The sequence below is a fragment of the Stenotrophomonas sp. Steno-Z10-BAI genome, from assembly GCF_056393115.1.
On the sequence record NZ_JBWJOZ010000002.1, the window covers coordinates 72,398 to 97,076 of the forward strand.

Below are 24,679 nucleotides of genomic sequence, written 5' to 3' on the forward strand. Positions count from 1 at the left end.
GGAGAATGGCTGGCCGGCCGCTGCGGCCGCATTGGATTGCTGATTGCCATGGGCGACAACACCCCCCGTTTGCTGACCGTTGCCGTGACGTCGCGGGCCCTGTTCGATCTGGAAGAGGGGCACGCGCTGTTCGAGGCCGAAGGCGTCGATGCCTACGCCGAGTACCAGCGCAAGCACGAAGATGATGTGCTGCGCCCCGGCGTGGCCTTCCCGGTGGTGCGAAAGCTGCTCGCGCTCAACCAGGGCCAGTCACCGGAACAGCCGCGGGTGGAAGTGATCCTGCTGTCGCGCAACTCGGCCGATACCGGCCTGCGCATCTTCAATTCGATCCAGCACTACGACCTGGGCATCATCCGCGCGACCTTCACCGCGGGCGAGCCGACCTGGCCGTATGTGAAGCCGTTCGGCACCGATCTGTTCCTGTCGGCCAACCCCGAATCGGTGCGGCGCGCGCTGCTGCACGGGATCGCTGCCGCGACCATCCTGCCCAAGCCGCCGGGCGAGACCATCGCCGCGGCCGAACAGGTCGATCTGGGCCGTCCGCTCGGCCAGCTGCGGATCGCCTTCGATGGTGATGCGGTGATCTTTGGCGATGAGAGCGAACGCATCTCGCGCGAGCAGGGCGTGGAAGCCTTCGGCCGCCATGAGCGTGAGAACGCCCGTGAGCCGCTCAGCGGTGGCCCGTTCCGCAACTTCCTCTCGGCGCTGCATACGCTGCAGGCCGTGTTCCCCTCGGGCGAAGATGCGCCGATCCGCACTGCGCTGGTGACGGCGCGCTCGGCGCCGGCGCACGAGCGGGTGATCCGCACGCTGCGCGAGTGGGGCGTGCGTCTGGACGAAGCGCTGTTCCTCGGCGGCCGGCACAAGGGCCCGTTCCTGGAAGCCTTCGGCGCGGACATCTTCTTCGACGATTCGCAGCACAACATCGACAGCGCGCTGCAGCACCAGAGCGTGGCCGCCGGGCACGTGCCGCACGGGGTCGCCAACGACGGTTGATGCGCCACGGGGGTGCGTGGGTTCCAGGTACCGACCCACGGTCGGTACCTACGGGATCGGCAGGACCGACGGCGCAGTGGTGTCAGGATTGAGCGGCAGGCGGATATCGACCAGCCGCCAGCGCAGCCCCGAGCGCTGCAGGATGAAGACCACCGGCGCGCCCTGCGGCGTGTAGGTGGTGGCGGTGAACCGCGACAGCGACTCGAATCGGTGAGTGGCGCCCTTCAGGGGCCGCGCCGGCCGTGGCGCCGCATAGGCGTCATTGCTGGGGCTGTCCAGATCGTTGCTGGCGCGCTTCCACAGGGTGTGGCCCTCCAGCAGCGCACCGATGCCGGTGGGGGTGACCAGCGCGTCCACGGCGGTCGCGCTGAGCCGGTCGCCGGCCGAGAGCAGCAACGCGCCAAACAGGCTGGACTGCATGTCCGGACCCGCGCGGCGGACCACGTAATCGCTCAGCTGGGCGCGCAGGTTGGCGCGCAGCATCGGGAAATCCACGTAACGGTCGAGTTTGGCGGTATCGCGCTGTTCGATCGCGCGGCTGAGGCCATGCACGGTCACGTAGGGGCCGCTGAACACGATGCCGGCCAGCACCAGCAGCACGCTGACCAGCAACCAGAGCAGCTTCTTCATCGGGTCTGCCTTGTCGTCATAGTGCCCAGCTTGACCCAGCGGGCGTCAGTGCACGTGAAGTTCAGAACTCCAGGTCCAGCGCCGCGCACAGGTAATCCACGAAGGGCGCGAGCGTGACCAGGTCGGCCGCGATGGTCTGGCGCAGGCGCGGGCCGGTCATCGTGGCGTCGTCCAGCGAGCGCCAGAACACCCAGTTGCGGTGCTTGAGATCGTCGATGAACTCGAAGTCCGGCTCGAACCCGCGCGGGGCCCGCACCAGCTTTTCGCTTTCCTCGAAATCAAACGTCTTGCGCAGCACCGGCGAATGCGCGGCGGCCTTCCAGCTGCCGGGGTTGTCGACGATGAAGTGCCGCACCTTGCGCTGGGTGGCCGGCTCGGGATGCCACAGCCCCGCGCCGACGAAGCTCTCGCCCGGCTGCAGGTGGATATAGAACGACGGCGCTGGAACCTGCTTGCGGCGCTCATGGAACAGGCGCGCGCCCTGCCAGCTCTTGTAGGGCGACTTGTCGTTGGAAAAGCGCGCATCGCGGTAGATGCGGAACAGCGAGCCACCCACGGTGCGCGGGTCGGCCCGGAAGTGCTCGCTGACCGCGGCCAGGTCCGGCTGCAGATCGGTGATCAGGCGCAGGAACGGCTGGCGGACGTGCGCTTCGTACGTCGGCTTGTGCTCGTTGAACCAGGTCTTGTCGTTGTTGCGGGCCAGGCCACGCAGGAACGTGAAGGTCGCCGGGCTGAAATAGGTGCTCATAGGCTGCTCTGCAGGTGGGTGCCCCAGTCGCGCAGCTGCTGCAGCAGGGCGAGCTTGCCGGCATCGTCGGCATGCTCTGCGGCCAGTGCATCCAGCTGCGCGGTGAACTGCGGCAGGGTCTGTTCGCCCAGCGATGCATCGCCGAGCAGGCGCTGGCGACGATAGTCGTTCCAGCGTGAGCGCTCGGTGGTGTCCAGGGTGTCCGGGTAGTTGCGGGCGCGGTACCGGAACAGCAGCTCGGGCATGCGCGGATCGCGCAGGCGCTCGGCGAAGCTGGCCAGTTCGGCCGGTGGGCTGGTGCGGATGCGCGACATCAGGGATTTGTCGCCGTCGGCCAGGAAGCCGTCATACAGCGACGCATCGACATCGCTTGGCGCCAGGGTGCGCTCGCCGGAGTACACCTGGCGGACCTTCTCGGCCAGGGCCGGGCCGATCTGGCGCAGGCGCTCGGCCTTGGCCTCGATCGCGGCCGGGTCGATACCCAGGCGCGCATGGTCGGCCGGGCGAAGATGGTTCCAGGCGACCAGCGCCGGGACCTTGTTGAGGTGCACTTCCTTGAGCGGCACGCGCTGCTCGCCCTCGGCCATGTCGGCCGCGCGGGTGTACAGGCGTGCGGCGATGGTTTCCGGCGGCAGATCGAGCAGCGGCTCGATATCGCCGTCCAGATCGAGCGCGATGATGCGGTTGTTGATGAAGGGATGGCGCGCCACTGGCAGTACCGGTGCGGCGCACATGCGTTGGGCGGGGTAGCGCATCGAGATGTGCAGCACCGGCTGCATTGCATCCACATCCAGCAGGCTACCCACGAAGCGCTTGTCGCGCAGCTTCAGCGCGTAGTCCCACAGCCGTGGCTGGGCCTGCTTGAACAGCTTCGCCAGGCCGATTGTCGCGTACACATCGGACAGCGCTTCATGCGCATCGCCCTGACGGACGTTGTTGGCCGTGGCCAGGTGCTCGAGCTTGAACGAGGTGGCGCCGTCTTCGCGCTGCGGCCAGACAATCCCGTCCGGGCGCAGCGCATGCAGCAGCCGCATCATGTCCAGCAGATCCCAGCGCGAATTGCCGTTGCGCCACTCGCGCTCGTAGGGGTCGTAGAAGTTGCGGAACAGCCCGTGGCGGACGAACTCATCGTCGAAGCGCAGCGTGTTGTAGCCCAGCGAGCAGGTGCCCGGCTGCGCCATCAGGTCGTTGATCCGCGCGAACGCCTCGGCCTCGGTGACGCCGGCGCTCAGCGCGTGCTGCGGGGTGATGCCGGTGATCAGGGTCGCGATCGGCGAGGGCAGCAGATCATCGGCCGGTTTGACGTAGAAGCTGACCGGTTCTTCGAGGATGTTCAGATCCGCATCGGTGCGGATACCGGCGAACTGCGCGATGCGCGTGCGGCGCGGGTCCTGACCGAAGGTTTCCAGGTCATAGAACAGGAAGCTGTCGGCCATCAGTGCGCACCCTCCAGGACGGGCAGTTGCTCGTGGACCAGCCGCTCCAGTGCGGCCCAGTCGATATGCGCCAGGCTGTCGTGCCCGGCAGTAGCTTGCTCCAGCATGCGCCGCTGCAGCTCGGTGCGCGCCAGCGCAACGGCGTACGGGGTCCGCAGGAAGGTGACCATCGTGTAATGCGGCACGAAGCGGGTCGGCCAGCGCGCCTGCAGCGCCTGTTCCAGTTCGCGCTGCAGCAGGAACTGCGGATCGGCCACGCGGTCGCGCATCTCCAGGTAGTTCTCCAGCGCCATCTGCTGGATCGCCTCGGCATTCGGCTTGCGGTCCGCTTCGAATGCAGCGAAGGCCTCGCCCAGCGAATCCTGCTCCAGCAGATGCGCGGCCAGGGCGATGCAATCCTCGAAGGCGCAGTTCATGCCTTGGCCGTGGAACGGCACCATTGCGTGCGCGGCATCGCCGATCAGCACCGCGCGGCCCTTCATGTGCCAGTGCTTGAGATGCAGCGTGCCGAGCAGGCCCGGCGGATGCTGCTCCCAGTCGCGGCGCAGGTTCGGGATAAGCGCCAGCGCATCGGGGAAGTCGCGCGCGAACAGCGCCTCGGCCTCGGCTCCGCTGTTGGTGGTGGCAAAGCTCGGATCGCCCTCGTTGGGCAGGAACAGCGTGACCGTGAACGTGCCTTCGTCGTTCGGCAACGCGATGCACATGTAGTGCCCGCGCGGCCAGATATGCAGTGCGTTGGCCTCGATCCGGAACCCACCATCGTCGGTCGGCGGGATCTCCAGCTCCTTGTAGGAGTGATCCAGGAAGTCGATGCGCTCGTCCAGCGGCTGCTTGCGGTTCATCGCCGCGCGCAGCGCCGAACCGGCACCGTCGGCCCCGATCAGGGTATCGAAGCGGATATCGTGCGGCTGGTCGTCGCGGTCATCGATGAAGCGTGCGTAGCCCGCATCGAAGTCCACCGTATGCAGGCGCCGGTGGAAGTGCACGGTGGCACCGGCATCCTCGGCCAGCTGCAGCAACGTGGTGTTGAGGTCCTTGCGATGGATCGACCAGATCACCTCGCTGTCGTCCCGCCCGTAGCGCTGCAGCTGCGGTTCGCCCTCGCGCGGGTGAATCATGCGCCCACGCATCATCACCGCCTTGGCCATGACCGCGTTTTCGACCCCGGCCTGGCGCAGCGCATGCCGGCCACGTTCGGCGAGCGCCAGATTGATCGAACGACCGGACTCGTAATCGCTCACGCGCGGATCGCCGCGGCGCTCATACAAGGTGATCTGCCAGCCCTGGCGGGACAGCAGGATGGCCAGCAATGAACCGGCCAGGCCAGCGCCGATGATGCTCAGCGAGCGGGAGGGGGTAGCGATCAAGGCGATGTCCGTGGGGGCGGGGAGGGCGGTCGGGTCAGAGACCGGCCCAGGCTTCCACTTCCTCGACGAAGTGGTGCAGGTCGAGGTAGCGGTTGTACAGCGGTGTCGGCGAGATGCGGATCACGTCGGGCTCGCGCCAGTCGCCGAGCACGCCCACGGTCTGCAGGTACTCGAACAGGCTGCGGCCGCGCTCGCGGCCACCGGCCACACGCAGCGAGAGCTGGCAGCCTCGGCGCTCCGGCTCGGAAGGCGTCAGCACCTCCAGCACACCGGACAGGCGCGCACGCACCAGCGCATCCAGCATCCCGGTCAGGCGCAGCGATTTGGTCCGCAGCGCATCGATGCCACCGGCTTTGTCGACGACATCAAGGGCAGCGCGCAGCGGGGCCAGACCCAGCACCGGCGGATTGCTGAGCTGCCAGCCTTCGGCACCGACCGCGGGCACGAACTGCGGCGCCATCTTGAAGCGGGTGGCTTCTTCATGGCCCCACCAGCCGGCGAAGCGCGGCAGCGTGGCATCGCGGTGATGGCGTTCGTGCACGAAGCAGCCGGCCACGGCGCCCGGGCCGGCGTTGAGGTACTTGTAATGGCACCACACGGCGAAATCCGGCGCGATATCGTGCAGCTGCAGCGGCACATTGCCGACCGAATGCGCCAGATCGAAACCGACGCGGGCGCCCTGCAGACGCGCCATGCGGGTGATGGCGTCCAGATCGAACACCTGGCCACTGCGGTACTGCACGCCGGGCCACAGCACCAGCGCCAGGCGCGGCCCGTGTTCGGTGATCGCGCGTTCGATCGCCTGCAGCGAGATCGTGCCGTTGGGCTCATCGGGCTGCACCTCGATCAGATCGGTATCGGGGTTGAAGCCATGGAAGCGGATCTGCGAGTCCACTGCATGCCGATCCGTCGGGAAGGCGCCGGCCTCCATGAGGATGACGGGGCGCTCGGCGGTGGGCCGGTAGAAGCTGACCATCATCAGGTGCAGGTTGACGCTGAGGGTGTTCATCGCCACGACTTCGCTGGGCAGGGCGCCCACCACGCGAGCGAGCTGTTCGCTCACCAGGCGGTGGTAGTGCAGCCACTGGGTGTCGCCGGTGAAGTGGCCTTCGACGGCCAGCGAGGCCCATTTATCCATGACTTCCTGGACGGCGGCACGTGCGCCGCGCGGCTGCAGACCCAGCGAGTTGCCGACGAAGTAGGTCTGGTCGCGGTGGTTGTGCTGGGGGAAGACGAATTCGTTGCGCAGGGCGCGCAGCGGGTCGGCGGCGTCCAGGGCAACGGCATGGGTGCGGCTGAGGAGTTCGGACATGGTGCAACCGGCGGTGTCAGTGAGCCGACAGTTTATCCGGGTGTTGGGGGTGTGGGCTGAATCTGGCTTGCGGTGCTGATTTGGCGTGGGCTGGCAGCTGGCGCTCTAGCTGGAGGCCGGAGCCAACGCCAACGCCAGCGCCAAAGCCAAAGCCAAAGCCAATGCGTACGGAGTGACGTTCCAGTGTACGGGCCGGTGTGGGTGGGTCTGCTGGACCCGCCGCAAGTACGTCCGTGTAGGCTCGTAGTGCGGCATCCATGCCGCACACGGTCCTGCAGACCCACCCACACCGACCCGCTGACAATTGGTCGGTGCGTACGGGAAAAGGCGGGCGCCTGCGCCTTGGACTGTTCACTGGTGCAGTTTGAGCGCGGAGGCCGGGTGAGCCAACAGCGGTGGACGATGCATCCACTTGCCGACGCTTGGCACTGTCCGCCGTGATCGGACACAACGGTATTGCTCGCTCACCCAATTTGCCGGTCTTCGCTCAACTTTCGGAGCTGGTCCAGACTTAATCGCAGTCGCAGTCGCAGTCGCAGTCGTTCATGCCTGCGCCGAGGTTGGCGGCGCTGGGACCAGCGCAGCTTGGTTTTGCTTGTGAGGCTGCGGCGCAGTATCAGCAGAAGCAGTCACGGCAGCAGAAGCAGCAGAAGCAGCAGAAGCAGCAGAAGCAGCAGAAGCAGCAGAAGCAGCAGAAGCAGCAGAAGCAGCAGAAGCAGCAGAAGCAGCAGAAGCAGCAGAAGCAGCAGAAGCAGCAGAAGCAGCAGAGGCCGCGCTAGCTCCAGCGTTGCTCTTTTCCATGCGCACCGCGAAGTGTGGATGGGTCGGTGGGGGTGGGTTTCCGGGACCGTGTGCGGCATGGATGCCGCACTACGAGCCTACATGGACGTACTTGCGGCGGGTCCAGGAAACCCGCCCCCGCCGGCCCACTCCCAGTCCACTCAACGGCTGGCTTTCAAGCTTTCAAGCTTCCAAGCTTCCAAGCTTCCAAGCCATCACCCCTCAACAGCGACCTTCGCAGGCAACGGATCCACGTGTCCGCACGCATCGCACGTGCGCAACTCCAGCGACGAGTGATAGCGGTCGAACACCTTCGGCAGATCCGTCTCGATGTTCTCCAGTGCGAAAAACTCCTCGTACAACTTGTGATTGCACCGCTCGCAGAACCACATCAGCCCATCGCGCTCATGCGCCAGCCGCTTGCGCTCCACCACCAGGCCCACACCGCCCGGCGGGCGGCGCGGCGAATGTGGCACACCGCCCGGCAACAGGAAGATCTCGCCCGCGCGGATGGGAATGTCGCGCACCGCGCCATCCTCCTGCACCTTCAGCGTCATCTCCCCTTCAAGCTGATAGAACCACTCCGGGCCCTCGTCGTAATGGAAATCCGTGCGGCTGTTCGGGCCGCCGACCACCATCACGATGAAATCGCCGTTCTCGATCATCTTGTTGCCGACCGGCGGTTTCAACAGATGCCGGTGTTCTTCGATCCAGCCGAGCAGATTGATGGGCGAGGCAAGCATGGGCGATGTCCGTAAAAGGAAGAATCAGTCGCGCCGACCGTGGCGCGGCACGTAGGACAGCGCCTTATCGTAGGCCGGCTGCAGGTCTTCCGGTGCGCCCACGTCGATGCCCATCTCGCGCACCCGGCCATCCTTCAGGCTGTATACCCAGCCGTGCACCATCAGCTTCTGGCCGCGTGCCCACGCGTCCTGCACGATCGTCGAGCGGCAGGCGTTGACCACCTGCTCGATCACGTTCAACTCGCACAGGCGCGCATGCTTCAGCGCAGGATCCTCGATCGCGTCCATGATGGCCGAGTGTTTCTGCGCCACATCGCCGACATGGCGCAGCCAGTTGTCGGCCAGGCCTACGCGCGTGTTGTTCAAGCTGGCGTGCACGCCGCCGCAGCCGTAATGGCCCACGATCAGGATGTGCTTCACCTTCAGCTGATCCACGGCGTACTGGATCACGCTCAGGCAGTTCAGATCCGTATGCACCACGACGTTGGCCACGTTGCGGTGCACGAAGACTTCGCCCGGTGCCATGCCGATGATCTGGTTGGCCGGCACGCGCGAATCGGAACAGCCGATCCACAGGTATTCCGGGTGCTGCTGCTTGGCCAGCTGGTGGAAGAACTCCGGGTCTTCTTTCTCGATCCGGTCCGCCCATTCGCGGTTGTTCTGCAGCAGCTTGTGGATGTCTTTCATCGTGCGGGGTCCCTGACGTCGGGTGGGGGCAAGGCGCGGCCAGGGTGGCCGCGTCGTCGCAGGAGTGGGGAAGGTCAGTCGGCGGCAGGACCGCCCTCGCGGCGCCAGCGCATCCACTGCGCCAGCTCGCGTGATGCCGGGGCGTCCAGCGCCGACAGTGCATCGATCACGCTGGACTGGTTGGCCTCGGGGTGGTTCTGGCTGAGCTTGAGTTTGATCTGCACCTGGGCCGGGCGGAAGCGGAAGCCGACGATGCCGGCGAGCATGCGCTGTTGGCGCGGCTCGATCGGCAGCAGGTCCCAGTGGCCGCCGACCTGTGCTTCATAGTGCGCGCTCAGGCCGTCCAGCATGGCGATCAATGTGTCCGGATCGGTGGTCGGTTCCAGCACCCCGCGCAGTTCCGCAGCGGCGTAGTTCCAGGTCGGGACGCGTGCCTGTGCTTCCTTGTCCGGGTACCACCCCGGCGATACATACGCATGCGGGCCGTGCACCAGCATCAACGCGGGGCCTGCATGGCCCGCCTGCGGGTTGGGCTTGGCCCAGTGGCCTTCGATCAGGATGCCGTCAGCATCGCGCCGGTAGAGCACCGGCATCCGCGTGGCCTGCGGCAGGCCGTCGGCCCCGGTCGTGACGAGGGTGACGAACGCATCGCGCGCCAGCAGTCGGTCCAGCCAGATCAGGTCGGTCTCGACGAAGGCGGACGGGATGAACATCGTCGGTTACGCGCGGGCGCCCAGGCTCTGGACCATGCGGCCGTGCAATGCGTCATCGCTGTCGGCCTGTGGCGGCTGCACTTCATGCAGCGAGAAGCCGCGCACCAGGGCGTCTTCTTCATCCAGACCGTCGTAGGCGACGAACTCGGCGTCGAACAGCTGCGAGCGCGCGGTGTCTTCGCTGTCATAGCTCAGCGTGTTGCCGTCGCTGTCCAGCACTTCGGCGGTGCCGGCCGGGCGCACGCGCAGGCGGGCCCAGATCAGGGTGTTGCCCAGGCTGGCCAGGAACCACTCGTCGTGGTGGGAGGTGTCGTCGTTCATGTGATTACCATCGAAAGCAGCCAGAGCAGGGCAGCCATGCCCAGTCCAGCAAGCAGCGTAAGCAGGGAAAGCCAGGCCGGCGCGGCCAGGCCGGTCAGCGAGCGGTCGGTGCTCTGGCGATAGTCGCGCCCGAGCAGCCAGCGCAGCGCATCCGGGCGCAGAAATGCGCCCGTGCCGAAACGATCCGCCAGCGCCGGGTGGCGGTCGCGGATGTGGACCAGGGTCAGCGGCCAGAAGATCACGAAGGCACTGAACCCGGCGATCGCCACGCCGACGAAACACAGCGCGAAGAACAGGGTCATGGTTCAGTGCCTCCGTAGGTCGATCAGAATTCGGCGCTGCCCGGTGCGCGCGGGTAGGGGATCGCATCGCGGATGTTGCTCAGCCCGCAGACGTAGACCACCAGGCGCTCGAAGCCCAGGCCGAAGCCGGCGTGCGGCACCGAACCGTAGCGGCGGAAATCGCGGTACCAGCCGTAGTGCGCCGGATCCAGGCCGAACTGCGCCATGCGCGCATCCAGCACATCCAGGCGCTCTTCACGCTGGCTGCCGCCGATGATCTCGCCGATGCCCGGGGCCAGCACGTCCATCGCCGCAACGGTCTTGCCGTCGTCGTTCAGGCGCATGTAGAACGCCTTGATGTGCTCGGGGTAGTTGGTCACCACCACCGGGCGGCCGATGTGTTCTTCGGTCAGCCAGCGCTCGTGCTCGGTCTGCAGGTCCAGGCCCCATTCGACCGGGAAGTCGAACTTCTTGCCCGAGTTCTGCAGCAGCTTCACCGCTTCGGTGTAGTCGATCTGCTCGAACGGGGCGTTGATGAAGCCTTCCAGCTTGGTGATCGCGTTCTTGTCCACGCGCTCGGCCAGGAAGGCCAGGTCATCGCCACGCTCATCGAGCACCGCGCGGAACAGGTACTTCAGGAACTGCTCGGCCAGGCGCGCGTCTTCGGCCAGATCGGCGAAGGCGATTTCCGGCTCGATCATCCAGAACTCCGCCAGATGGCGGGTCGTGTTGGAGTTCTCGGCACGGAAGGTCGGGCCGAAGGTGTAGACCTTGCTCAGCGCCAGGCAGTAGGCCTCGACGTTCAGCTGGCCGGACACGGTCAGGAAGGTTTCCTTGCCGAAGAAATCGCGGCTGAAATCCACCTCGCCCTTTTCGTTGCGCGGCAGGTTGGCCATGTCCAGGGTCGAGACCCGGAACATCTGGCCGGCACCTTCGGCATCGGACGTGGTCACGATCGGGGTGCTGATCCAGTTGAAGCCGTTCTGGTGGAAGAACCGGTGCACGGCCTGGGCCAGGCAGTTGCGGATGCGGGTGACCGCACCGAACAGGTTCGTGCGCGGGCGCAGGTGCGCCACTTCCCGCAGGAACTCCGGGCTCATCGGCTTGGGCTGGATCGGGTAGGTCAGCGGGTCTTCGACCAGGCCGACGATCTCGATGTCGCTGGCCTGGATCTCGAAGGACTGGCCCTTGCCCTGGGATTTGACCAGGGTACCGCGGGCGATCACCGAGCAGCCCGGGGTCAGGCTCTTGATGTCGTCGAAATTGGCCAGGGTGTCATTGGCCACCACCTGGATGGGGGCGAAGCAGGAGCCATCGGTGACATTGACGAAGGCAAGCGCCGCAGAGCCGCGCACCGTGCGGACCCATCCGCGTACTGTTGCCTCGCCGCCTTCCGGGATCTTCCCGGCAAGCGCATGTTCAACGCTGACCACCGTCATGACTTGAATCCTCTGTTGATCGACTCGATCTCTGAACACGGAGTTTAACGGGTGCGGTGTTCGGCTTGCGAGGCATTTCTCGCGTCCCCCGGGGCTGCGCGCCGTGTGAACCGCAGCTGCGGCCGCCGAGGCCGGGCCGCGCCATACCCTCTATAATGATCACGATCCGCTGGAGTTGCCTGTCATGGCCGTAAGCCTTACCCCTGTTGCCTTTGCCCGTGTGCAGAAGTTCGTCGAGCAGACCCCCGGTGCGCTGGGCCTGCGTTTCGGCGTGACCCGCACCGGCTGTTCCGGCTGGGGGCACATCACCGATCTGGCCCGCGATGAGCGCGAAGGCGACACCGTTTTCGAGCAGGACGGGGTCCGCATCTATGTGGATGCCACCAGCCTGGAGCTGGTGGACGGCACCGAGATAGACTTCGGCAAGCACGGCCTGAGCGAGACCTTCACGTTCAGGAACCCGAACGCGACCGCGGAATGCGGCTGCGGCGAGAGCTTCACGACCGAGGCCGACAAGGCCTGATCGCCTGCGCGCCGGGCCTGTTCCGCCCGCCCGGCTTGCCTGCAACCCCTTCTGCTGCCACAATGCGCGGCTTCCTGCCTGATTCCGGGCAGGACCCTTGCCCCACCGCGTTCACCTGCGGGGGGCTGTCCGGCCCTCAAAGGGCCACATCCGAAAGGTAAAAACACATGAGTCGTCATTACGAAGTCGTGTTCCTGGTCCATCCGGACCAGAGCGAACAGGTCCCGGCCATGATCGAGCGCTACAAGGCGCTGGTCGAGAACGGCAACGGCACCATCCATCGTCTGGAAGATTGGGGCCGTCGTCAGCTGGCTTACCCGATCCAGAACCTGGTGAAGGCCCACTACGTCATGCTCAACATCGAGTGCGACCAGGCCGTGCTGAGCGAGCTGGTGGAAAGCTTCCGCTTCAACGACGCCGTGCTGCGCAACCTCGTCATCAAGCGTGACGAAGCTGACACCGAGCAGTCGCTGATCATGAAGAGCAAGGACGAGAAGGGTGACAAGCCCGAGCGTGGCGAGCGTCGTCGTCGTGATGACGAAGAAGGTGAAACCACCCCCGCCGCCGCTGACACCGATGCCGGCGAAGACGCCGCTTCGGCCGCTTAAGGAGCACTGACATGTCCAAGTTCTTCCGTCGTCGCAAGTTCTGCAAGTTCACGGCCGAAGGTGTCAAGGAGATCGATTACAAGGATCTCAACACCCTGCGCCAGTACCTCACCGAGAACGGCAAGATCGTGCCGAGCCGCGTGACCGGTACCAAGTCGAAGTACCAGCGCCAGCTGGCAACGGCCGTCAAGCGCGCCCGTTTCCTGGCCCTGATCCCGTACACCGACAACCACGACGTCTGATGAAGGCTGGCGACTTCGAGTCGCCGCTTTCGCGGATCCGGCCGCCCGCGCTGTAAAGCGTCGGGCGGTTTAAGGATTCGCCGTTCGGATATTCGGACAGCCATCCGCTGCGGGGCCTGAGCCTCGCTAACGAATACATATTTGGAGCTACACCATGAAGCTGATTCTTCTTCAGAAGGTCACCAACCTCGGCGGTCTGGGCGATCTGGTCGACGTGAAGCCGGGCTACGGCCGCAACTTCCTCGTCCCGACCGGCAAGGCCGTTCCGGCCACCGCGACCAACGTGGCTGAGTTCGAAGCCAAGCGCGCTGATTACGAAGCCAAGGCCCAGTCGATCCACGCTGACGCCGAAGCCCGCAAGGCGAAGCTGGAAGGCAAGAGCGTCACGATCGCTGCGAACGCCTCGACCGAAGGCAAGCTGTACGGTTCGGTTGGCCCGCGCGATATCGCCGAAGCCTTCACCGCTGTCGGCCTGCCGCTGGAAAAGAGCGAAGTGATCCTGGGCGAAGGCGCGTTCCGCAACGTGGGCGAGTACGAGGTGACTGTTCACCTGCACGCCGACGTGGAAACCACCGTCAAGGTGGTTGTGGAAGCCGAAAAGGCCTGATCCCTGCCGAAAGGCGGGAGTCACTGAAACGGGCGCCCGCGAGGGTGCCCGTTTTTGTTTGTGGCAACGGCAACGGCAACGGCTGGGCGCCTTGATGACATCGGTGGGAGTGCGCCGGGTAGCCTGGGCCGGGACCCGCCGTAAACCCGTCCCTGGGGGCTCGAAATGCGCCATCCATGGCGCATTACGGTCCCGGCCCAGGCTACCCGGCACCCTCCAGCCAAATGTCCGGTCCGGGCGGTTGGAAGAGCTGGCGTCCGCCGGCTGTGGCGGGCGGTACCCAAGCCGGCATGTTGGTGGTCCAGCTCTCAGGTAGATCCACGCCATGCGTGGATGTTCTTGCTTCCCCGTCGCCCAGCCACGCATGGCGTGGCTCTCCCGCGCCGTTCCGACGCACAGACGATGGCGGCTCAGCTCGATTTGAGTCATTCCGCTCGGGTCAGGCCAGGCCAGGTCAATCCAAGGCTGCCATGCCTTGGCTCTCAGCCTGCACACCAGCCATGTGTCTACGGGATGGCGTGGGTGGGGTGGCGGGACCATAAGGCGCCATGGATGGCGCCTTATGAGCCCCCATGGGTGAGAGCGCATTGCTTGCGAGGCATTGCCTCGCATGCGTTCGAACGCACAGCCGCCAGCGGCTGGGCCGGACCGCGGAGCGGGGTTCACGGCGGCTCCCGCGACCCCACCCACGCCGTCCCGCCACGCACCAACCTGAAATGCCGCTTCTGCTCTGGCTCTGGCTACGGCTGCACGGCCACGGCCACGGCCAACACCAGCCCCCGCAGCCCGCCGAACACCTGCCCCGTTATACTCAGGCTATCGCGTCGCCCCCGGGGCCATTGAAACCCTGCAACATCAATGGCTTGAAGGGTAAATCCGCTCCGTAATCCACCATGGTGGGGGTCGCTTCAGGCCTTCGCCCGGAAAACCATCACGCCATGCGTCTGTCCACGATCAAGCTGTCCGGATTCAAATCCTTCGTCGATCCGACCACGCTGCACCTGCCGACCAACATGACCGGCGTGGTGGGCCCCAATGGCTGTGGCAAATCGAACATCATCGACGCCGTGCGCTGGGTCATGGGCGAAAGCTCCGCCAGCCGCCTGCGCGGCGACTCGCTCACCGACGTCATCTTCTCCGGCTCCTCTGCCCGCAAGCCCGTTTCGCAGGCTGCCGTCGAACTGATCTTCGACAACACCGACCACACCATCACCGGCGAGTACGCCTCGTTCAACGAGATCTCGGTGAAGCGTACCGTCAGCCGCGATGGCAGCAGCAACTACTACCTCAACGGCACCAAGTGCCGCCGCCGCGACATCACCGATCTGTTCCTCGGCACCGGCCTGGGGCCGCGCAGCTACTCGATCATCGAGCAGGGCATGATCAGCAAGATCATCGAGGCCCGGCCCGAAGACCTGCGTGTGTATCTGGAAGAAGCCGCCGGCATCTCCAAGTACAAGGAGCGCCGCAAGGAAACTGAAACCCGCATCCGGCATACCCGCGAAAACCTGGATCGCCTGGGCGACCTGCGTGAGGAAATCGGTAAGCAGCTCGAGCACCTCAAGCGCCAGGCGCGCCAGGCCGAGCAGTACCAGGCGCTGCAGGAAGAGCGCAAGGTCAAGGATGCCGAGTGGAAGGCGCTGGAGTACCGCGGCCTGGATGGGCGCTTGGGCGGCCTGCGCGAAGCGCTGTCGCGCGAGGAAACGCGCCTGCAGCAGTTGATCGCCGAACAGCGTGACGCCGAAGCCCGCATTGAAACCAGCCGCCTGCGCCGCGAAGAGGCCTCCGATGCGCTCAACACCGCGCAGGCCGAGGTGTACCAGGTCGGCAGCACGTTGGCCCGACTGGAACAGCAGATCCAGCATCAGCGCGAAATGTCGCAGCGACTCAACAAGGCGCGCGACGAAGCCCAGCAGGCGCTGGCCGATCTGGGTCAGCACATCAGTGGCGATGAGGCCAAGCTGATGGTGCTGCGCGAGGCGGTCGATGACGCCGAGCCGCGCCTGGAGCAGCTGCAGGAAGAGAACGAAATCAAGCAGGAAGCCCTGCGCGACGCCGAGGCCCGTCTGGCCGATTGGCAGCAGCGCTGGGAAGCCCATACCCGCAATACCTCGGAAGCCTCGCGCGCCGGTGAAGTTGAACGTACCCGCGTGGACTATCTGGACCGCCAGGTGCTGGAAGCTGACCGCCGCCGCGAGTCGCTGCAGGCCGAACGTGCCGGGCTGGATCTGGACGCATTGGCCGAGGTGTTCGAGGAGCTGCACATCCAGCACGAGACCCAGAAGGCCTCGCTGGACACGCTCAACGAGCAGGTGGAAGAACGCAAACTTGTCGTGGCCGGGCTGCAGGATCGCCAGCGTACCGGCCAGACCGAGCTGGCCGAGATCCGCAAGCAGGCCCAGGCCGCACGCGGCCGCTTGTCCTCGCTGGAAACCCTGCAGCAGGCCGCGCTGGGCCAGGAGCAGGGCGCCGCGGTGGCATGGCTGAAGGCGCGTGGGCTGGATTCCGGCGCGCGCGTCGGTGAGCGCCTGACCGTGGAGAGTGGCTGGGAAAACGCCGTGGAAAGCGCGCTCGGTCAGCTGATCGAAGGTGTGTTGGTCGATGCACCGGAATCGCTGGTGGATGCGCTGGGCGAACTCGGCGAAGGCCGCATCGCGCTGGTCTCTGCCGAGCAGGCCGCGCTGGACGTCGCCCCGACCTCCTTGGCCGCGAAAGTGCAGGGCCCGACGGCGATCCGTCGCCTGCTGGCGCGCCTGCATGCCGCCGAGGATCTCGAGGCCGCGCGTGCACTGCAGGCGACGCTGGGTGAGGGCGATTCGGTCATTACCCGCGGTGGCGAGCGCTTGGGCGAAGGTTGGGTGCGCGTGTCCCGCTCCGGCGCGGCCAGGCAGGGCGCGCTGCTGCGTGAGCGCGAGATCGTCACCCTGCGCGAGCAGATTGAAACCCTGCAGGACCGCGAAGCGGCCCTGGAACAGCAGTTGTCCGGTTTCCGTGACCAGTTGCTGGCGGGTGAGCAGCAGCGCGAAGACGCGCAGCGCCAGCTGTACCTGGCGCATCGCAGCGTGTCCGAACTCGGCGGTCAGCTGCAGAGCCAGCAGGGCAAAGTGGAGGCCGCACGCACCCGCATCGATCGCATCGAAGGCGAGCTGGTGCAACTGCTGGAAACGCTGGATGCCGGCCGCGAGCAGGTGCGCGAAGCGCGCGCGCGGCTGGACGATGCGGTCACCAGCATGGGCGATCTGGAATCGGTCCGCGCCGCGCTGGAGGGCGAGCGCCGCCAGCTCACCGATGCGCGCGATCAGGCGCGCGACCAGGCGCGCAACGTACGCGAGGCGGCGCACTCGCTGGCCCTGACCCTGGAATCACAACGGGCGCAGATCGCCTCGCTGAGCCAGGCACTGGAGCGCATGAGCACGCAGCGCGGGCAGCTGGATACACGCTTGGGCGAACTGCACTCGCAGCTCGACGAAGGCGATTCGCCGGTCAAGACGCTCGAAGCCGAACACCAGAACGCGCTCGGCGAGCGCGTGCGTGCAGACCGCGTGCTCGGTGAGGCCCGTACGCTGCTGGATGGCATCGATGCCGAGCTGCGCACCTTCGAACAGACCCGCCATCAGCGCGACGAACAGGCGCTGGCGCAGCGCGAGCGGATTTCCCAGCGCAAGCTGGATCAGCAGGCGCTGGTGCTCAGCGCCGACCAGCTGTCGGCCTCGGTGGAGAAGGCCGGGTTCGTGCTGCAGGACGTGATCAACGGCCTGCCCGAGGATGCGCGCATCACCGACTGGGAGCAGACGGTCCATCAGATCGACGGCCGCATGCGCCGCCTGGAGCCGGTGAACCTGGCCGCCATCCAGGAATACGGCGAGGCCTCGCAGCGTTCGGAATACCTGGACGCCCAGAACACCGACCTCACCACCGCGCTGGAAACCCTGGAAGACGCGATCCGCAAGATCGACCGCGAGACCCGCGGCCGCTTCAAGGACACCTTCGACCGGGTCAATGCCGGCGTGCAGCAGCTGTATCCGCGCCTGTTCGGTGGTGGCCACGCGTATCTGGAATTGACAGGTGAAGACCTGCTCGACACCGGTGTTGCGATCATGGCGCGGCCGCCGGGCAAGCGGGTATCGAGCATCTCGCTGCTGTCCGGTGGCGAGAAGGCGATGACCGCGGTGGCGCTGGTGTTTGCGATCTTCCAGCTCAACCCGGCGCCGTTCTGCCTGCTGGACGAGGTGGACGCGCCACTGGACGAAGCCAACGTCGGCCGCCTGGCCAACATGGTCAAGGAAATGAGCGAGAAGGTTCAGTTCCTGTTTGTGAGCCACAACAAGGCCACGATGGAGGCGGCGCACCAGCTTTCCGGCGTGACCATGCGCGAACCGGGCGTCAGCCGACTGGTCAGTGTCGACCTGGAGGAAGCCGCACGATTGGCGGGCGCGGCGTGACGTGCCATCCTTAAGTACCTGAATGATTTAGCCGGAGAACCTCCCGAATGTCCGACATGGCACTGCTCCGCATCGGCATCCTGGCCGCCGGCCTGCTGTTGATCGCTGCGATCTTCCTGTTTGGCCGTCCGAAAAAGAAAATGCAGGGCCGCCGCGTCGAGGGTGCCGAAGGCACCAACGGCCAGCGCCGCGAGCCCGTACTGGGCGAGGGCGAGATCCCGGCCGACGGCGCTGCGCCCGTGGTGGGCGAAGACGGCGTGACCCAGCCCGAACTCGGCCTGCCCGAGGTGGATGCCGGTCCGGCCAGTGACCTTGGCAAGCGCACCACCCAGGATTTCGACAAGATCGTCTCGCTGTTCGTGGCCGCCCGTGCCGGTGAGCAGCTGCGTGGCGAAGACATCGTCGTCGCTGCGGAAAAGACCGGCCTGGTGTTCGGCCACATGAATGTCTTCCACCGTCTGGTCGAAGGCCACCCCGAGCGCGGCCCGATCTTCTCGATGGCCAGCATCATGAAGCCGGGCAGCTTCGACATGGCCAACATCCGCGAGATGGAAACGCCGGCGATCGCCTTCTTCCTGACCCTGCCGGCCCCGCTGACCGCGCTGGACGCCTGGGAAAAGATGCTGCCGACCGTACAGCGCATGGGCGAACTGCTCGATGGCGTGGTGCTCGATGACAGCCGCAACGCCCTGGGCCGCCAGCGCATCGCGCACATCCGCGACGAACTGCGTGCCTACGACCGCCAGCACCAGGCCCCGCCGCTGACCAAAGCACCGCGTTGGTGATGATGTAGAGCCGACCAACGGTCGGCGCTACATTTACCCGTTGCGGCTGACCACCGCCTCGAACGCCTCACGGAACCGGGCCATCTCGGCCTCGGTGCCGACCGTTACCCGTACCCGCTGCGGCCAGATCGGCCAGCTGCGGCCGATGACCACGCCGCGCTCGGCCATCGCCGCGGAAAATGCTGCGCCGTCGCGCTGCACATCGACCACGAAACAGTTCGCTTCGGAAGGCACGCAGGTAAAACCGCGCTTGCCCAGCCAGCTGATGGTCTCCTGCCGCACCACGGCATTCTCTGCGTTGCGCTGCGCAATCAACCCCGGATCGCGCAGGCTCGCCAGGCCGGCGGCCACCGCCGTGACCGGCAGCGGGTTGTCGCCCAGGCTGGCCAGTTCCTTCAGCCGATCCGGATGCGCAGCCGCCACACCCAGGCGCAGGCCGGCCATGCCGTAGAGCTTGGAGAAGGTGCGCAGCACGATCACGTCATCGCGCTGCATCACCTGGGCAATCACCGAGCGTTGTTCGCTGTATTGCAGGTAGGCCTCATCGACCAGCACCCGGGTCTGCGCAGGCTTGTTGGCCAGCAGCCAGGCGATGTCGGCCGCCGGGGTGATCGAGCCGGTGGGATTGTTGGGGTTGCACAGGTACAGCAAGCCGGCATTGACCGCCGCGGCAGCGGCCGCCATCGCACGCACGTCGTGTGCCCCGTCGGCGCGCAGCGGCACCTTGGCCACCGTGGCCCCACGCGCAGCGGCAAGATCGCCCAGCGCCTCGAAGGTGGGATCGGCGACCACCAGCCCCGCGCCAGGCGAGGTCCAGAGCACTGCCGCCCGGTTCAGTGGCTCGCTGGAGCCCGGATACAGCCGCGCGTGATCCTTGCCGATGCCTTCCTGCTGGGCGAACAGGTCGCGCAGCTCGCCGGCCAGCGCAAACAGATACCGTCCGCTACCGGCGACGATGTCGCGTGCCGCGGCCTGCGCGGCGGGCGATGGCCCATACGGGCATTCGTTGAAGTTCAGCAGCACCGGTCCCGCACTGGCGGGGAGCGTGCGCGACGGCGCGGCCGATGCAGGCAGTGCACCCAGGCCGGACAACGCAAGGCCGGTGCCGGCCAACTGCAGGAACGAGCGACGGGAAGCGACGAGGGCAGGGGTCACGGGGCACCGGAAACAAGGGGTTTGGCGCACGCTAGCGCCACGGCGGATCGGCGGCAAGCGTTCTTCACTGCGCGCAGGAGCGGGGGGAGGGGTAAAATTGAATGCCCCACCAGGATCGCCTTCCGCATGACCCCCAGCCCCGCCGCACGTGCCGACGTCCTGCGCCGCCAGATCGAGGAGGCCGGCAAGGCCTACCACGAGCGCGACGAGCAGCTGATTCCCGACGTCGAGTACGACCGGCTGGTGCGCGAGCTGGAAGCGATCGAGCAGGCGCACCCCGAGCTCATCACCGCAGACTCGCCCACCCGGCAGGTGGGGGGGAAGGCTTCTTCGCGCTTCGCCGAGGTCCGCCATGCGGTGCCGATGCTGTCGCTGGGCAACGCCTTCAGCGATGAGGAAGTCCAGGATTTCGTGCGCCGCATCGGCGAGCGCCTGCGCCGCAGTACGCTGCATTTTTCAGCCGAACCCAAACTCGACGGCCTGGCGATCAGCCTGCGCTACGAGAATGGCCGCTTCGTCCAGGGCGCAACCCGGGGTGATGGCGCCACCGGTGAGGATGTCAGTGCCAATCTGCGCCAGATCAGTGTGATCCCGCAGACGCTCAAAGGCGAGGGCTGGCCTGGGGTGTTGGAAGTACGCGGCGAGGTCTACATGGCCCGCGCCGATTTCGAGGCCTACAACGCCGATGCCCGCCTGCATGACGGCAAGGTGCTGGCCAATCCGCGCAACGCCGCGGCCGGCTCGCTGCGCCAGCTGGATCCGAAGATGAGCGCCAAGCGCAAGCTCAGTTTCTACGCCTATGGCATCGGCCAGGTCGACGGCGGTGAACTGCCGCCCACCCACTCGGCCACGCTGGCCCAGCTGCGTGCATGGGGCTTCCCGGTCAGCGACCTGTGCCAGGTGGTGGAGGGCGCGGAGGGGCTGCTCGCCTATTACCGTGATATCGGCGAGCGCCGCGATGGCCTGGCCTTCGATATCGATGGGGTGGTCTACAAGCTCGATGACCGTGCCGGCCAGGAACAGATGGGCTTCGTCGCGCGTGCACCGCGCTGGGCGATCGCGCACAAGTTCCCGGCGCAGGAACAGACCACCACGGTGGAGGCGATCGAGATCCAGATCGGCCGCACCGGTGCGGCGACTCCGGTGGCGCGTCTGGCGCCGGTCGCGGTAGCTGGCGTGATCGTCTCCAACGCGACGCTGCACAACGCCGACCAGATCGCGCGTCTGGATGTCCGCGTGGGCGATACGGTGATCGTGCGCCGCGCCGGCGATGTGATCCCGGAAGTGGTCAGCGTGATCGCCGATCGCCGCCCCGCCGGTACCACACCGTGGCAGATGCCCTCGCAGTGCCCGGTGTGCGGCTCGGAGATCGTCCGCGAAGAGGGCGAGGCCGCCTGGCGCTGCTCGGGTGAGTTGAGCTGCCCGGCGCAGCGCAAGGAAGCCATCGCGCACTTCGCCTCGCGCCGTGCGATGGATATCGACGGATTGGGCGGCAAGTACATCGAGACGCTGGTCGATGCCGGCATCGTGCGCGGCGTGTCGGATCTGTACCGTCTGCAGCGCGATCAACTGCTGCAGCTCAAGCTGGTGCTGGATGCCGAATCGCCCGAGGCGCTGGCCAGCCAGATCGGCCTGCATCTGCCGCCGGAAGGCAGTGGCGACTATCTCCGCGGGCTGCTCAAGCTGGATGGCAGCGATGCGGGATGGCGCGCGCAGGCGCTGGCGATGCCGGCCACGTTCACCTGGAACACGAAGAAGATCGCCACCAAGTGGGCCGACAATCTGATCGGCGCCATCGACGCCAGCCGTACCACCACGCTGGAGCGCCTGTTGTTCGCGCTGGGCATCGAGCATGTCGGTGAAAGCACCGCCAAGGCCCTGGCGACCTGGTTCGGCGATCTGCAGCTGATCCGCCACCTGCCGTGGCCGCTGTTCAAGCGCGTGCCCGATATCGGCGGCGAAGTCGCGCGCTCGCTCGGCCACTTCTTCGAACAGGCCGGCAACCAGGAGGCGATCGATGCCCTGCTGCAGGTCGGTCAGGTGCGCATCAGCGATGTGCACCCGCCGATCGCCAAGCTGCGCGAGGGTCTGGATTTCGCGCAGTTGTTGGTCGAGGCGGAGATTCCGGGCATCACCCGCCTGCGCGCCGAGAAGCTGGCCGCCGTGCTGCCGGACGCTGCCGCGCTGCTGGATGCCGAGCCGGTACGCTTCGTGGCCGCCGGCCTGCCCAACGAGGTGGCCATGGGCCTGGCCGACTGGCTGGACAGCGAGGGCCACGGCCCGATGCTGCTCAAGGCCGAGGAGTACCGCCAGAGGCTGCTGGCGCTGGCGCCGGAACAGGCCGAGCAGGCAGCAGGTCCGCTGGAGGGCCAGACCGCCGTGCTGACCGGAACGTTGTCGCAGATGAATCGCGATGAGGCCAAGGCGCGCCTGGAAGCGTTGGGCGCCAAGGTGGCCGGCAGTGTGTCCAAGAAGACCTCGTTCGTGGTGGCGGGCGCCGAGGCCGGCTCCAAGCTGACCAAGGCGCAGGAGCTGGGCGTGCCGGTCTGGGACGAAGACCAGCTGGTCGCTTTCCTCGCGCAGCATTGAACAAGAGAGATCGCATGCAGACCATTCCCCTTGATTTCCGCCTGGCCACCGTGGCTGACACCGCGCTGTTGATCGGGCTGATGCGTGATTTCTACGCCGAAGATAAACTCGATTTCGACGACACCCGGGTCCGCAATGCCTTGGCCGCACTGCTGGAAGATCCGCGCAATGGCGAAGTGTTGTTGTGGCTGGACGAGGCGGGCGCTGTGGTGGGTTATGGGGCGCTGGCGATGGGCTTCAGCCTGGAGCAGGGCGGTCATTTCGCGCTGCTGGACGAGCTCTACCTGGCCCATGCCGCGCGCGGCCGAGGGCGCGGCAAGCAGGCGCTGGCGATTCTGGAGCAGCGTGCCAATGCGCGGGGCGTGGAACGCATGCGCCTGGAGGTAAACCACCACAACGAACTGGCGCGCCGGTTGTACCTGGGCACCGGCTATGTGGATGACACCCGCGATCTGCTCACCCTGCCGTTGGCCCAGCGCCTGAAGGACGCGCGCGCATGATCGCCGCGCTGCGCCAGCGTGCCGCGCTCAACGCGCTGATCCGCAGCTTCTTCGCCGCGCGCGATGTGCTGGAGGTGGAAACGCCGATCCTCTCCGCCGCCGGCAATACCGAGCCGAACATCGACAGCTTCCACACCCGCTTCAGCGGGCACGTGGATGCAGGCACGCCGCAACGCTGGCTACGCACCTCGCCGGAGTTTCCGCTCAAGCGGCTGCTCGCCGCCGGGGTGGGGGACTGTTACGAACTCGGCCGCGTGTTCCGTAATGGCGAGGCCGGTGGCCGCCACAACCCCGAGTTCACCATGCTGGAGTGGTATCGGGTCGGCTGGGATCAACGCCGCTTGATGGGCGAGACCGCCGAGCTGGTGCGCGCCGCGCTGCAGCTGGTCCAGCGCGAGGCCACGTTGGAGGTGATCGATTACCGCGGTCTCTACCAGCGGCACATCGGGCTGGACCCGTTCCAGGCCAACCTGGAACAGCTGCAGGCGCCGCTGGCCGAGGTCCGCATCGATGCCGATGGGCTCACCCGCGACGATTGGCTCGATCTGCTGATGACCCACTGCATCCAGCCGCACTTCCATGACGACACCATGACGGTCGTGCATGACTGGCCCGCGACCCAGGCGGCACTGGCCCGGATCCGTCCCGGTACACCGCCCCTGGCCGAGCGTTTCGAGCTGTACCTGGGCAGTGTCGAACTGGCCAATGGCTATCACGAGCTGAACGACGCGGTTGAGCAACGCGCGCGTTTCGAGCGCGACCATGCGATACGCACCGCACGTGGCGACGTGCTGCCGCCGCTGGATGAACACCTGCTCGCAGCGCTGCCGGACCTGCCCGATTGCGCGGGTGTCGCGGTCGGTGTGGACCGCTTGTTGATGGCGATGAACGGCACCGGCCGGATCGCCGATGTGCTGGCTCTGGATTTCGCCCACGCCTGAGGCGTTTTGACGCATTCGCGTCTTGCGCGGCCTGCATGATGATGCTCTGATCACACCGGATGTCCGAAGGTGGTCAGGTGATCGTTCAGGCGTGGCAGGGATCGAGTTGATGAAGCTGTTGGTAGGCGCGGGCATGCCCTTGTGGCCGGTGTTGCTGTGGACTGCGCTGATGCCGGAGACGGCCCTCGCGCAGGCGGGCGGCTATGCCGGCGAAGTGGTGCGCTGCGAATCGCGCGATATGGGATGGGTGCACTGCGATATTCCCACTGAGCGCGGCGTGGATCTGATCCGCCAGCTGTCCGACAACAGTTGTGTGCGTGGTTCGGAGTGGGGCACCGATCGCTCCGGCGTCTGGGTCACCCTGGGCTGTCGCGCCGAGTTCCGCGCGCGCACGGCCGTTGCCGCCACCCGCGCCGATGGAGAGCGTCGCACGCGCCGCGTCGTGCGCTGTGAATCCAATGGCCGCCCGCAGAGCTGTCCGGTGGTGTTGCAGGGTGCGCCGGTGCGCCTGCTTCGCCAGCTCACCTCGCTGCCGTGCCGCGAAGGTCACAGCTGGGGTTACCGCCGCAACGAGATCTGGGTGACCCGCGGTTGCCAGGGCGAGTTCGAGGTCGGTGCCGCCGATGGCAGCGGCTTCCTCAACGTGCCACGCATTCTCGTGTGCGAATCCAAATCCCGTCAGCGCCGCTTCTGTGGCGCCGGGATCACCCACGGTGCCACGCTCAACAAGCAGCTCTCCGGCACGCCCTGCGAGCAGGGCAGCAGTTGGGGCTGGGACAGCCGCGGGGTCTGGGTGGACAAGGGCTGCAGGGCCGAGTTCGCGGTCAACTGAGC

General features: G+C 66.5%; 24 protein-coding genes. 12 read left to right on the forward strand and 12 right to left on the reverse strand.

Features of this window, described 5'->3' with window-relative positions; genetic code table 11:
• The first annotated feature begins 48 nt into the window (after positions 1-48).
• Positions 49-996 (forward strand): 5'-nucleotidase, encoded by a 948-nt coding sequence (locus AC06E9_RS05210; RefSeq protein WP_088434636.1) that lies wholly within the window; start codon positions 49-51, stop codon positions 994-996.
• A gap of 48 nt (positions 997-1,044) precedes the next feature.
• On the opposite strand, the gene AC06E9_RS05215 is transcribed toward AC06E9_RS05210, so the two are convergent.
• From AC06E9_RS05215 to kynU, 5 genes are all read right to left on the reverse strand, one after another.
• On the reverse strand, positions 1,045-1,626 hold the full coding sequence (locus AC06E9_RS05215; protein WP_282264061.1) for a DUF2939 domain-containing protein: 582 nt from the start codon (positions 1,624-1,626) through the stop codon (positions 1,045-1,047).
• Between the two features lie 61 nt (positions 1,627-1,687).
• On the reverse strand, positions 1,688-2,374 hold the full coding sequence (locus AC06E9_RS05220; protein ID WP_478049303.1) for a DUF2461 domain-containing protein: 687 nt from the start codon (positions 2,372-2,374) through the stop codon (positions 1,688-1,690).
• Positions 2,371-3,810 carry an exodeoxyribonuclease I gene (gene sbcB / locus AC06E9_RS05225; RefSeq protein ID WP_478055614.1) on the reverse strand — a complete coding sequence of 480 codons (1,440 nt, stop codon included), beginning with the start codon at positions 3,808-3,810 and terminating at the stop codon, positions 2,371-2,373. Before sbcB ends, AC06E9_RS05220 begins: the two co-directional genes overlap by 4 nt.
• Positions 3,810-5,177, reverse strand: a complete 1,368-nt coding sequence (locus tag AC06E9_RS05230) for an FAD-dependent oxidoreductase (protein WP_282264057.1) — start codon at positions 5,175-5,177, stop codon at positions 3,810-3,812. Before AC06E9_RS05230 ends, sbcB begins: the two co-directional genes overlap by 1 nt.
• 34 nt (positions 5,178-5,211) lie before the next feature.
• Positions 5,212-6,489, reverse strand: coding sequence for a kynureninase (gene kynU, locus AC06E9_RS05235; RefSeq protein WP_259261601.1), 1,278 nt, complete (start codon positions 6,487-6,489; stop codon positions 5,212-5,214).
• 545 nt (positions 6,490-7,034) lie between these two features.
• Between kynU and AC06E9_RS05240 the strand changes: the two genes are divergently transcribed.
• Positions 7,035-7,268: a hypothetical protein gene (locus AC06E9_RS05240; RefSeq protein ID WP_478055615.1), complete on the forward strand. Its 234-nt coding sequence runs from the start codon at positions 7,035-7,037 to the stop codon at positions 7,266-7,268.
• Positions 7,269-7,484: 216 nt separating this feature from the next.
• On the opposite strand, the gene AC06E9_RS05245 is transcribed toward AC06E9_RS05240, so the two are convergent.
• The 6 genes from AC06E9_RS05245 to asnS form a co-directional block, all read right to left on the reverse strand.
• A complete protein-coding gene (locus tag AC06E9_RS05245) occupies positions 7,485-8,012 on the reverse strand; it encodes a 3-hydroxyanthranilate 3,4-dioxygenase (protein ID WP_121037860.1) in 528 nt (175 codons plus the stop codon).
• A gap of 24 nt (positions 8,013-8,036) precedes the next feature.
• The gene (can, locus tag AC06E9_RS05250; RefSeq protein ID WP_478055616.1) at positions 8,037-8,699 is read right to left on the reverse strand and encodes a carbonate dehydratase; all 663 of its coding nucleotides are present in this window, start codon (positions 8,697-8,699) and stop codon (positions 8,037-8,039) included.
• A 74-nt stretch (positions 8,700-8,773) separates the two neighbouring features.
• Positions 8,774-9,412 carry an FMN-binding negative transcriptional regulator gene (locus AC06E9_RS05255; protein WP_478055617.1) on the reverse strand — a complete coding sequence of 213 codons (639 nt, stop codon included), beginning with the start codon at positions 9,410-9,412 and terminating at the stop codon, positions 8,774-8,776.
• Positions 9,413-9,418: 6 nt separating this feature from the next.
• Complete coding sequence (locus tag AC06E9_RS05260; RefSeq protein ID WP_121037851.1) at positions 9,419-9,733, reverse strand: hypothetical protein; 315 nt, start codon at positions 9,731-9,733, stop codon at positions 9,419-9,421.
• Positions 9,730-10,035 (reverse strand): hypothetical protein, encoded by a 306-nt coding sequence (locus AC06E9_RS05265; protein WP_102787980.1) that lies wholly within the window; start codon positions 10,033-10,035, stop codon positions 9,730-9,732. The genes AC06E9_RS05260 and AC06E9_RS05265 overlap by 4 nt, the downstream gene beginning before the upstream one ends.
• 23 nt (positions 10,036-10,058) lie before the next feature.
• Positions 10,059-11,453, reverse strand: coding sequence for an asparagine--tRNA ligase (gene asnS / locus AC06E9_RS05270; protein ID WP_019184350.1), 1,395 nt, complete (start codon positions 11,451-11,453; stop codon positions 10,059-10,061).
• A gap of 184 nt (positions 11,454-11,637) precedes the next feature.
• On the opposite strand from asnS, the gene AC06E9_RS05275 reads away from it, so the two are divergent.
• From AC06E9_RS05275 to zipA, 6 genes are all read left to right on the forward strand, one after another.
• Complete coding sequence (locus AC06E9_RS05275; protein ID WP_019184349.1) at positions 11,638-11,976, forward strand: HesB/IscA family protein; 339 nt, start codon at positions 11,638-11,640, stop codon at positions 11,974-11,976.
• Positions 11,977-12,143: 167 nt separating this feature from the next.
• Complete coding sequence (gene rpsF, locus AC06E9_RS05280; protein WP_019184348.1) at positions 12,144-12,584, forward strand: 30S ribosomal protein S6; 441 nt, start codon at positions 12,144-12,146, stop codon at positions 12,582-12,584.
• An 11-nt stretch (positions 12,585-12,595) separates the two neighbouring features.
• On the forward strand, positions 12,596-12,826 hold the full coding sequence (gene rpsR, locus AC06E9_RS05285) for a 30S ribosomal protein S18 (RefSeq protein ID WP_002804494.1): 231 nt from the start codon (positions 12,596-12,598) through the stop codon (positions 12,824-12,826).
• 154 nt (positions 12,827-12,980) lie between these two features.
• A complete protein-coding gene (gene rplI, locus AC06E9_RS05290; protein WP_121037848.1) occupies positions 12,981-13,433 on the forward strand; it encodes a 50S ribosomal protein L9 in 453 nt (150 codons plus the stop codon).
• A gap of 938 nt (positions 13,434-14,371) precedes the next feature.
• Positions 14,372-17,875 carry a chromosome segregation protein SMC gene (gene smc, locus AC06E9_RS05295; protein ID WP_478055618.1) on the forward strand — a complete coding sequence of 1,168 codons (3,504 nt, stop codon included), beginning with the start codon at positions 14,372-14,374 and terminating at the stop codon, positions 17,873-17,875.
• Between the two features lie 47 nt (positions 17,876-17,922).
• On the forward strand, positions 17,923-18,660 hold the full coding sequence (gene zipA / locus AC06E9_RS05300; protein WP_121037842.1) for a cell division protein ZipA: 738 nt from the start codon (positions 17,923-17,925) through the stop codon (positions 18,658-18,660).
• Between the two features lie 33 nt (positions 18,661-18,693).
• Here the strand turns inward: zipA and AC06E9_RS05305 are convergent, their stop codons facing one another.
• Positions 18,694-19,815, reverse strand: coding sequence for a pyridoxal phosphate-dependent aminotransferase (locus AC06E9_RS05305; protein ID WP_478055619.1), 1,122 nt, complete (start codon positions 19,813-19,815; stop codon positions 18,694-18,696).
• A 126-nt stretch (positions 19,816-19,941) separates the two neighbouring features.
• Between AC06E9_RS05305 and ligA the strand changes: the two genes are divergently transcribed.
• From ligA to AC06E9_RS05325, 4 genes are all read left to right on the forward strand, one after another.
• Entirely contained in the window at positions 19,942-22,404 is a 2,463-nt protein-coding gene (gene ligA / locus AC06E9_RS05310) for an NAD-dependent DNA ligase LigA (protein WP_478055620.1), read from the forward strand.
• Positions 22,405-22,418: 14 nt separating this feature from the next.
• Positions 22,419-22,904, forward strand: a complete 486-nt coding sequence (locus AC06E9_RS05315; protein WP_478055621.1) for an N-acetyltransferase family protein — start codon at positions 22,419-22,421, stop codon at positions 22,902-22,904.
• Positions 22,901-23,845, forward strand: coding sequence for an EF-P lysine aminoacylase EpmA (epmA, locus tag AC06E9_RS05320; protein ID WP_478055622.1), 945 nt, complete (start codon positions 22,901-22,903; stop codon positions 23,843-23,845). Before AC06E9_RS05315 ends, epmA begins: the two co-directional genes overlap by 4 nt.
• A gap of 109 nt (positions 23,846-23,954) precedes the next feature.
• On the forward strand, positions 23,955-24,677 hold the full coding sequence (locus tag AC06E9_RS05325) for a DUF3011 domain-containing protein (RefSeq protein WP_121037829.1): 723 nt from the start codon (positions 23,955-23,957) through the stop codon (positions 24,675-24,677).
• Positions 24,678-24,679: the final 2 nt, after the last annotated feature.